This is a genomic window from Accumulibacter sp. (assembly GCF_036625275.1).
Classification (GTDB): Bacteria; Pseudomonadota; Gammaproteobacteria; order Burkholderiales; family Rhodocyclaceae; genus Accumulibacter.
Map to the genome: position 1 here is coordinate 1 of NZ_JAZKUD010000122.1, position 9,485 is coordinate 9,485.

Annotated in this window: 8 protein-coding genes and 1 pseudogene; all 9 read right to left on the reverse strand. The window is 60.3% G+C overall.

Annotated elements, in window-relative coordinates; translation table 11 throughout:
• Positions 1–413 (reverse strand): cytochrome-c peroxidase (locus tag V5B39_RS20550; RefSeq protein WP_332344700.1); only part of this gene is annotated, 413 nt, incomplete at its 3' end.
• Between the two features lie 143 nt (positions 414–556).
• The gene (locus V5B39_RS20555) at positions 557–1,006 is read right to left on the reverse strand and encodes a MaoC family dehydratase (protein WP_332344701.1); all 450 of its coding nucleotides are present in this window, start codon (positions 1,004–1,006) and stop codon (positions 557–559) included.
• 162 nt (positions 1,007–1,168) lie between these two features.
• A complete protein-coding gene (locus V5B39_RS20560; protein WP_332344702.1) occupies positions 1,169–2,146 on the reverse strand; it encodes an NADPH:quinone oxidoreductase family protein in 978 nt (325 codons plus the stop codon).
• Positions 2,147–2,275: 129 nt separating this feature from the next.
• A complete protein-coding gene (locus V5B39_RS20565) occupies positions 2,276–2,773 on the reverse strand; it encodes a CBS domain-containing protein (protein ID WP_332344707.1) in 498 nt (165 codons plus the stop codon).
• 24 nt (positions 2,774–2,797) lie between these two features.
• Positions 2,798–4,030: pseudogene (gene ccrA, locus V5B39_RS20570) on the reverse strand (crotonyl-CoA carboxylase/reductase); the annotation flags it as partial.
• On the reverse strand, positions 4,011–5,075 hold the full coding sequence (locus V5B39_RS20575) for an ArgK/MeaB family GTPase (RefSeq protein ID WP_332344703.1): 1,065 nt from the start codon (positions 5,073–5,075) through the stop codon (positions 4,011–4,013). The pseudogene ccrA and the gene V5B39_RS20575, both read right to left, overlap by 20 nt.
• Positions 5,076–5,082: 7 nt before the next feature.
• A complete protein-coding gene (locus V5B39_RS20580) occupies positions 5,083–7,101 on the reverse strand; it encodes a protein meaA (RefSeq protein ID WP_332344704.1) in 2,019 nt (672 codons plus the stop codon).
• Positions 7,102–7,103: 2 nt separating this feature from the next.
• Positions 7,104–8,285, reverse strand: coding sequence for a MaoC family dehydratase (locus tag V5B39_RS20585; protein ID WP_332344705.1), 1,182 nt, complete (start codon positions 8,283–8,285; stop codon positions 7,104–7,106).
• A gap of 12 nt (positions 8,286–8,297) precedes the next feature.
• Positions 8,298–9,485: acyl-CoA dehydrogenase family protein (locus V5B39_RS20590; protein ID WP_332344706.1), on the reverse strand; the 1,188-nt coding region annotated here is incomplete at its 5' end.

Sequence of the window (9,485 nt, forward strand, 5' to 3'; positions counted from 1 at the left end):
TCGGCACCGATTTGTGCCTTCCAGGCGGCAGTGACCTGAGCTTCGAGTGTCCTGGCACGGCCATCCCAGTACCAACTGGTGTAGTAGCCAGTGTTGTATACGCTGGGCGTATGGCGAGTATTCATGCCGCCACCGACCTTGCGCGACAGCGGTAGCGCGTCGGTCCAGCCGAGATGACGGTAGTGGCAGCCCTGGCAGGCCATGCTGCCGTCACCCGAGAGACGCGGATCGAAGAAAAGCTTTCTGCCGAGCGCCGCTTTTTCCGGCGTCGTTGGATTGTCAGGCGGGTCAGGGGGAGCCGGCAAAGCCGAAGAGCGAGCGTAGCCTGCGCCGCCCTGCGGCAGCGCGACACAACCGATCAGCGCTGCGGCAAGGGCAGCGGCGAGAAGCCGGGAACAGGATGTCGGTTTCATCTGGTCTTCTCCAGGGGTGGCCGCGGAGGCAGGAAAGGTACTCGGGTTTACGGCCGGGAGCCGACCGAAAAGATCGCCGCCGTTGGGGGATCAGCCGCATCTGGTCTGGACGAACAGTTGCGCACGGCGGCGGCGTTGTAGGACTACTTGCCGGCGGCTTCCCGCTTCTGACGCGAGGTTGCCATCAGGGTCGCTTCGCCATCGATGACCACCTTGTCGCCGACGGTGCACACGGTATCGACGACCACCCGCGACTTCTCGGTGATGACCTCCTTGACCGTCACCCTGGCATGGACCGTTTCACCCGGACGCACCGGCGCGCGGAAGCGCAAGGACTGGCTCATGTAAATCGTGCCAGGCCCGGGTAAACGATTACCCAGCACTGCCGAAATCAGGCTCGCGGACAACATCCCGTGGGCGATACGACCACCAAACATCGTGGTTTTCGCAAAATCTTCATCCATGTGCACCGCATTGACATCCGTCGATACCCCGGCAAACAAAACGAGGTCGGCATCGGTAATGGTCTTGGCGATTTCTGCACTCATGCCGACAGACAAATCTTCAATATCGTAACCGTTCTGGGGATTCATGAAAGTCCTTTCTCGTGATTATCAGCGCGGGGATGGCCGCGCCCAGTGAATACAGCGCTCGCCCTTGCCAGCGCCGGTCGATTTTCTTGAGGTTTCCGGATGCCTTGAACCTGGTTCGCCGCAAGGACAGACATCACCACCGGATGACGACAAGTATATATCCTAAGCCGTCATGATGACGATTTTGCCCGTGGATTTGCGCAACAGCACTTGATCGAGCGCCTCGACCGCATGTTCCAGCGGATAGGTCGCCGAGACATGCGGCTTGATCGCGCCATCCAGATACCATTGCATCAGTGTCCGGAAACTCTCGGTCATCACTTGCGGATTCAATTCCACATAAGCCGGCCAGTTGACACCGATCACATCAACATTTTTGACCAGCAGATGATTGGCCGGAATCTGCGGCACGGTACCGCTCGCAAAACCAATGATCAGGATGCGCCCTTCAAAGGCGATGCTGCGTAGCGAAGTGGTGAATAACTCACCGCCAACCGGATCGTAGACCACGTCGGCACCGCGACCGTCGGTCAATTCCCTGATCCGCGTTCGCAGATTTTCATGGCTGGAATCAATCAGATGATCCGCGCCATGATCGCGGGCCACCTGCAGCTTACCCGGGCCATTGGCCGTGGCGATGACCGTCGCCCCCAATTGCTTGCCAATGGCAACGGCGGTCAATCCGACACCGCCGGATGCGCCATGCACCACCAGCGTCTCTCCGGCCCGCAAGCGTGCCCGATGCCACAAGGCCAGATGCGAGGTACCGAAGACCACGGGAAAAGCCGCGCCGTGTTCCCAGGACATCGCCGCCGGCATCGGCACACAGCGCTCGATGTCGGCAATGACCTGCTCGGCATAGCCACCATGCGGCGTCATGGCGATTACCCGATCCCCGATGGCGATTCCGCCAACGCCCGTGCCCAATTCCAATACCTCGCCGGAGACCTCGAAGCCGGGACTGAAAGGCAGGGCTGGCTGCTGCTGATATTGGCCACGGGTGATCAGGCTATCCGCAAAGTTGACCCCACAGGCACGGACACGGATACGCACCTGGCCGGGTCCGGGGTGTGGTTCCGGAACCTCCTCCAGCCGCAACGCGGCCGGGCCGGTGAGTTCATGGCAGACGATGGCTTGCATGGTGGGAAAATCTCGATCTCGTCGAAATCCCTTCCCATCCCCTGGGGATGAGAAGGGAATCTTGCATTCCTCCTCCCTGGAATAAGGAGGAGGCCGGAAAACGTCAGGACGTTCTGATGGAGTGAGAGATTACTCGCCGATGATCTTGCGCACCACGTCGGTCATCGACAGCACGCCGACCGGCTGATCCTTCTCGGTCACCACCAGGCGATGCATCCGCCGGGCCGTCAGCAGGCTGACCGCATCGCTCAACAGCATGTCCGCGTCGCAGGTCGCGCAACCAGGGGTCATGACTTCCCTGGCCAGCATCGAGCGCGCCTGATCCGGCGTCCGACCCTGCCGCGCCAGCACCATATCGGTTTGCGATACGACGCCGACGGCCATACCCTGCTCATCCATCACCACCACCGCATGAATTTCCTTGTCCACCATGATCTTGGCGACGGTGCCGACGGTATCGTCCGGCGTGCAGGAGATGATGCCCCGATGCATCAGATCGCGAACCCTGGTGCCATCGTCGGCAATGGTCAACGCTTCGCCCTCGGCAATGCTCGGCAGCGGTACGGACATCGGATAGGGTGCCGGTGTGGTATGGACGTCGCCCTTGGGCAGCGTCGGGTGCACCATCGCCACGGGCGGCTTGCCACTGGCGCCCAGACCAAAACCGGTGGCGCCGATCAGCACCGACATGTTGCCGTGCGGGTGTTTGTTGTCGTGCATCAACTGATGGGCAATCGGCAACTCTTCGTAGGTGAAGACCCGTGACATGCAGGGATCGATCTGGCCGCGCAGCGCCAGTTCGTTCATCTGGTTGGCCTGCTCGGTATTGGCGAAATGCGAGCCTTGCAGACGCTTCTGCCGCATCCACAGATAACGCAGATCAACGGTCGCGTTATAGCCGGTGGTGCCGGCGCAGACGACCACCATGCCGCCGGTCTCGCAGACGAAGATCGACGTCGGGATGGTGGTTTCGCCGGGATGCTCGAAGACGATGTTCGGCGCTCGCTTCTCGCCCAACACCTCCCAAATCTTCGCACCGAAGGAGCGCACGCCCTTCAGCCACTTCGCATAGCCGGCGTTGTCCTTCCAGTGCGGAAGCATTCCCCAGTGATCGAAGTCATTACGGTTGATGCAGCCTTTGGCGCCCAGTTTCATGCAATAGTCGAACTTGTCCTCGCCCGAGACCATGGCCACCGATGTGGCGCCGACCGCCTTGGCGATCTGGATCGCCATCGAACCGAGACCACCCGCCCCGCCCCAGATCAGCACGACATCGCCCTTCTTGATCGAGCTGGCACCCCAGCCATGCAGCATCCGCCAGGCGGTGGCCGCGACCAGCGTATACGCCGCCGACTCTTCCCAGGTCATGTGCTTGGGCTTGGGCATGCACTGCTGGGCCTGTACCCGAGTGAATTGGGCAAAACTGCCATAATTGGTTTCGTAACCCCAGATCTTGAAGGTCGGCGAGTACATCGGATCGCCGCCTTTCTTGACCCACTCGCAATTGCGGCTGTACTGACCGCAATGCATCACCACTTCGTCACCGACCTTGACGTTGGTGACATCCTTGCCGACCTGGTAGACGATGCCGGACGCATCGCTGCCGCCAATATGAAAGTCTTCGGGTTCACCGCCCTTGTTGCGGGCAGCGATGACATTGACGGGAATGCCGAGTGCCGCCCAGACGTTGTTGTAGTTGATGCCGGCGGCCATCACATAGACCAACACCTCGTCATCGGCGATCGATGGAGTATTGACCACTTCCTGCTGAAACGCCTCGGTGGGTTTGCCAAAGCGGTCCTGGCGGACCAGCCAGGCGTGCATTTTCTCCGGAATTTCGCCCAGGGGAGGCTTTTCACCTAGTTCATACAATTGTTTGCTCATCAAGATGCTCCTTTGTGGTTAGACTATTCGGTTGGTTTACCGACAAAAATCTGGAGAGAATATGCTTTCGCATACGCTCGTATTCTTCGAACTGATTGAATCGATTTTCTCTCAGCCGCTCGCCAATAACGGTCTGGCCGCCAGCCAGCTCCAGGCCAAAAGTTCCGAATTCCTCTTTCAGCAAGCGCATGACCCAGGCACTCTGATGGCGGATCCGCAGTTTGTCCAGCAAACCGGCATTGGCGAGAAACTTGCGGTGCCTGTCAAAATGATCGTGAAACGGTTTGATCCCGGTATTCATCGTCGCACTCACCAGACACACCGGATAATCCCAGTCCTCCCGGCGATCCTGTCGGGAAGCGCTGCGACCAATCTCGCTGGCGGTCTTGCGTGCTGCGGCGCCCAGGTCGGATTTATTGACCGCGAAAATATCCGGAATTTCGATGATGCCCGACTTCAGATACTGGATGGTGTCGCCCGAGGCCGGCTGCGCCACGTAACAGACCGTGTCGCCGATCTCGGCAATATCGATTTCGGTCTGGCCGACACCGACCGTCTCGATCACGACGATATCGAAACAGGCCAACATCAGCCAACTCATCGGCCAGACCTCGGTGGCCACCCCACCCAACTGGTTGCGATTGGCCAGCGAGCGGATGAACAGACCCTCATCATGCGACGAGTTCTTGATACGGATGCGATCCCCGAGCAGAGCGCCACCGCCCAACTCGGGGCGACTGGACGGGTCCACCGCGAGCACCCCGACCGTCCTGCCTGACAGGCGCCACTCGCGAATCATCGCCGAAACGAGCGAGGACTTTCCGGCACCAGGAGGCCCCGTCACCCCGATCAGGTGACCGTCATTCAGCCATCGCTCGCCGGAAAGCGAAGCCAGCAAGCTTGCCGAGCGGTTACGCGCCTCGGCGAGCTTGTTGTCCAGCAGATTCAGGCCACTGGCAACCGCCGCTCGCTCCCCGCGCATGATCCGTACCGCCAACTGCTCGGGATCGGGAAGATTGTTGACTGGCTTGTTGGCTGACGTCATCGATCGGTCACTGTGGCAGGGCAAACCGCTCAAGACCGTTGCATTCGCGGATCACGTCCACCATGTCCTCCATGATGGCATTCAGATTGAAATCCTTGGGTGTGTAGACCGCGCGCACGCCGAGTGCCACCAGTTTGTCGGCGTCTTCCCGCGGGATGATTCCGCCGGCAATCACCGGCACATCCGAGAGATCGCGCAGGCGCAGTTCCTGAAGAACCGACTCCACCAGCTCCATATGACTTCCGGAAAGGATCGACAGGCCCACCATATGCACCCCTTCTTCCTGGGCCGCCTGGGCAATCTGTTGCGGCGTCAGCCGGATGCCATCGTAGACGACCTCGAAGCCGACATCTCTGGCCTTGACAGCCACCTGTTCGGCCCCATTGGAATGCCCGTCCAGTCCGGGTTTGCCGACCAACAGCTTGAGCGGACGGCCAAGCGCGTTACCCGTACTGGCAACCCGGGTCCTGAGGTCGGTGACTCGATCCTTCTTGCCAAGGGCTTCGCGGCTGTCAATGGCAATGTCGATCCCCGTCGGTGGCCTGAATTCGCCGAAAACCGCACGCAATGAATCGCCCCATTCACCGGTACTGACTCCTGCCAGCGCACAGCGAATCGAACTGGGCATGATGTTTTCGCCACTCCTGGCGGCATCACTGAGACCCTGCAAGGCGGCCCGAACGTCGGCATCGTTGCGGTTCCGGCGATGCGCCTGCAGCCGCTCGATTTGCTCACGCTCGGCTGCCGGGTCGGTTTTCATGATCGCGCCATCGCTGCCCACGGTCAGCGGCGATTCCGCCGTTTCCTGGAAGCAGTTCACCCCGATGATCTTGAGGTCGCCCGACTCGATGGCGCGCAAGCGGTTCATGTGACTGCCGACCAGTTCGCGCTTGATGTAGCCGGACTCGATTGCGGCAATGATCCCGCCTTGGGCTTCGACACTCTCGATTTCCCTTTTGGCGCCCTCGATCAGCTCCCTGACCTTGGCGGCGATGACCGGTGACCCATCGAGAATGTCGTCGTACTCCAGCAGATCGGTCTCGAAAGCCATCACCTGCTGCATCCGAAGCGCCCATTGCTGATCCCAGGGGCGCGGCAGACCCATCGCCTCGTTCCATGCCGGAAGCTGGATGGCGCGAGCTCTTGCGCGTTTTGAGAGCACCACCGACATCATTTCGAGGACGATTCGCTGCACATTGTTTTCCGGCTGTGGCTCGGTCAGGCCCAGGGAGTTCACCTGCACGCCATAACGGAATCGGCGCAGCTTGGGATCCGCCACCTGGTAGCGGGACAGGGTCAGCTCGTCCCACATCTCGCCGAACGCCCTCAGCTTGCAACACTCTTCGACGAAACGTATGCCGGCATTGACAAAGAACGAGATCCGCTCGACGACCTGCGGAAACGCCTCCGGAGCGATTTCGCCGGAGGCCTTGACCCGATCGAGCACCGCCATCGCGGTGCACAGGGCGTAGGCCAGCTCCTGGACCGGTGTCGCCCCTGCCTCCTGCAGGTGATAGCTGCAGATGTTGGTCGGATTCCATTTCGGCACATGCTTGACCGTGAAATTGATCGTATCCGCGATCAGGCGCATCGATGGACCCGGCGGATAGATGTAAGTGCCCCGCGAGAGATATTCCTTGATGATGTCGTTCTGAGTGGTGCCGCTCAGCCGGGTCGGATCGATGCCTCGCCGTTGCGCCAGACCGATGTACAGCGACAAGAGCCATGCTGCCGTGGCATTGATGGTCATCGAGGTGTTCATCTGATCGAGCGGGATCTGGTCGAACAACTGATCCATGTCCTCGATCGACGAGATGGGTACCCCGACCTTGCCGACCTCGCCCCGCGCCAGGGGACTATCGGCGTCGTAACCGGTCTGCGTCGGCAGATCGAAGGCCACCGATAGTCCGGTCTGGCCTTTGGCAAGATTGGTTCGATACAGGGCGTTGGATGCCCTGGCCGAGCTGTGACCGCTATAGGTCCGCATCAACCAGGGTTGATCGCGATTTTTTCGGGAGGCAGGCATGACTATCCCCTTTTCCTGATCAAGAGACGTCTTTCGATCTCAAAAATCTTCTCATCAATCTTTTCCTTGTCCATCGCTTTCTTGTCGTTTTCCTTGATGAACAGATCCTCGCCATGGCGAGCCAAAGCAGCCGAAGCACTGAGGTTCTTGACGCCAATCAACTGGAAACTGACGATACCGAATCTCGCCCCCAGCCCGCCCGGAGCGTCTTCGACCGCCAGAACCCGCGACAGGGCGGCAACGGTATCGCCGGCGATCGACGGCTGGGTGTGATAGCCCTCGGTAAAGCCGAGTTCCCAAACGCTGTTTTCACTGACATCGCGACTCGCCAGTCCTTCCAGCCAGGCAAAGACCAGGCCCCCATAAACGATCGGATCACCGCTCATCTTGCCCGACAAGCCGGAACTGAAGACCCGATCGAAATGCAGCGGATGGGTATTGCCCACCGCATAGGTCAGCGGCAGATGCTCGTCGGTGATCGTTCGGCCGTTGGCATGAACGATGATGTCGCCGACGGAAAAATCCTCGAACCAGGAATTGGGGCCGGTCAATCCGGACGGCAACCGTTCCGGGAAGTCCGGCAGAAAGACCTCGGCCTCGTCGACCCAGGGGAAAGCCGGCATCACCGCTGCCGACGGCAAGGGGGTGGTTGACGGACGGTCTCCCTGGCCGGCGACCATGATTTTCCGCTCGTACTGCAGCACCACCTGGTCGTTCTGATTGATGCCCAGGGTCCGGATGGTCACGATACCCGGCTTGCCGGCACCGCGCTCCTTGCGGTCGATGACCTTGGTCAGCGAGCGAATGGTATCCAGCTCATGCACCGGCCGCAGGTACTGGGCATCGTAATAGCCGAGGTTGGCCATCGCCTTTTCCGAATCATTCTGCACCCCCAGCGAGAGAACGACATTGAAGACCATCTGCGGTGAGGCCACCAGACCCGCGAAACCGCTGGCCCTGGCATATTCCTCATTGAGGTAGAGCGGATTGCACTGCATGTAGGTCCGGGCAAAGGACTCCATCTGGGCACGGAGGAAGGTGAAACCACGCGGGTGAACGAACACCTGCCCCGGCACGAACTCCTCCAGATAGCGGCCATAGTGTGGATGGCGGACTTGCTGCACGTCCACCTGGACTTTGGCGGCCAGTTCGGCCTGTGGCCCGAAACGAATTGCCTGCGACATGGAATCCTCCTGTTACACCGCGTCGATGAGAGAGCGTGCGATCACCTTCAGAGCCAGTGTTTCTTCGGCTCCCTCGAATATCGACAGTACGCGGGCATCGAGGAAATAACGGCTGACCGGCGACTCCTCGGCATAACCCATGCCCCCATGAATCTGCATCGCTTCGCGGGTGAGCCACTCGGCCGTCCGGCAGGTGAACAGTTTCACCATGCTGGCTTCCATCTGCCCAAGGCCCTGATCCATCAAACTGCCCACGGCGTAGGTGAATTGACGGGAAACGGTCAGCAGCGTCGCCATGCGCGCCAGCTTGACGAGGGTCAGCTGAAAATCGCCGATCGGCTTGCCGAACGCCTTGCGCTCCTGGGAATACGAAACCGCCCGTTCGAAAGCGGCCTGCATGACACCAATCGCACGTGCAGCGGTCTGAATACGCCCGCCGGCAAATCCGGCCATGGTGAAGTAAAAACCCTTTCCTTCGCCGGCTGGCCCACCCACCAGATTTTCATCGGGGACAAAGACATTGTCGAAGAAGACCTCGTAGGAATGCATCCCGCGATAACCGATGGTCGAAATCGCCCGACCGGTCAATACGCCACCCTGGGCTTGTCGATATTCGAAGTCGTGCCCTTCATACGAGTCCTTTTCGACCAGGAACATGCTGAGTCCCCGATGGCCGAGTGAGCGATCCGGGTTGGAGCGCGCCAGAACCAGCAGCAGTCCAGCCTTGCCGGCCATGGTACACCAGGTCTTGACGCCGTCGAGGATCCAGCCGCCATCGCACTTGCTCGCCTTGAGGCGCATGGCGGCGACATCGGAACCGGTATCCGGTTCGGTGACGGCAATGGCACACAGAGGATCGCCGAGCGCTACCTGGGGCAGCCACTTTTGCCGCTGCTCTTCGGTCCCCCCCTTGAGCAGGGCGCGGCTGAGGATTTCCGGACGCGTGATCAGGCTCCCTGCAGCACCGAGCGAGCCGCGCGAGAGCTCTTCGGTCACCACGATCATCCCCATGTTGTCTTCATGGTCGTCGCTCTGGAGGCCACCGTAACGCTCGGGGATCGACAGACCGAAGCAACCCATTTCGGTCAGTGGATCGAGAATCTCCGGCGGAATGATCCGGTCTTCCCGATGGATCTCCTCGGCCAGAGGCATCACCACGTTGCTAGCCAGTTTGCGGAACGTATCCTGCATCATCGTGGC

Bases quoted from the DNA above. Each gene is read 5' to 3' on its own strand.
- V5B39_RS20555 (WP_332344701.1), bottom strand. From the start codon at position 1,006: ATGAATCCCCAGAACGGTTACGATATTGAAGATTTGTCTGTCGGCATG.
- V5B39_RS20560 (WP_332344702.1), bottom strand. From the start codon at position 2,146: ATGCAAGCCATCGTCTGCCATGAACTCACCGGCCCGGCCGCGTTGCGG.
- V5B39_RS20565 (WP_332344707.1), bottom strand. From the start codon at position 2,773: ATGGTGCACCCGACGCTGCCCAAGGGCGACGTCCATACCACACCGGCA.
- V5B39_RS20575 (WP_332344703.1), bottom strand. From the start codon at position 5,075: ATGACGTCAGCCAACAAGCCAGTCAACAATCTTCCCGATCCCGAGCAG.
- V5B39_RS20580 (WP_332344704.1), bottom strand. From the start codon at position 7,101: ATGCCTGCCTCCCGAAAAAATCGCGATCAACCCTGGTTGATGCGGACC.
- V5B39_RS20585 (WP_332344705.1), bottom strand. From the start codon at position 8,285: ATGTCGCAGGCAATTCGTTTCGGGCCACAGGCCGAACTGGCCGCCAAA.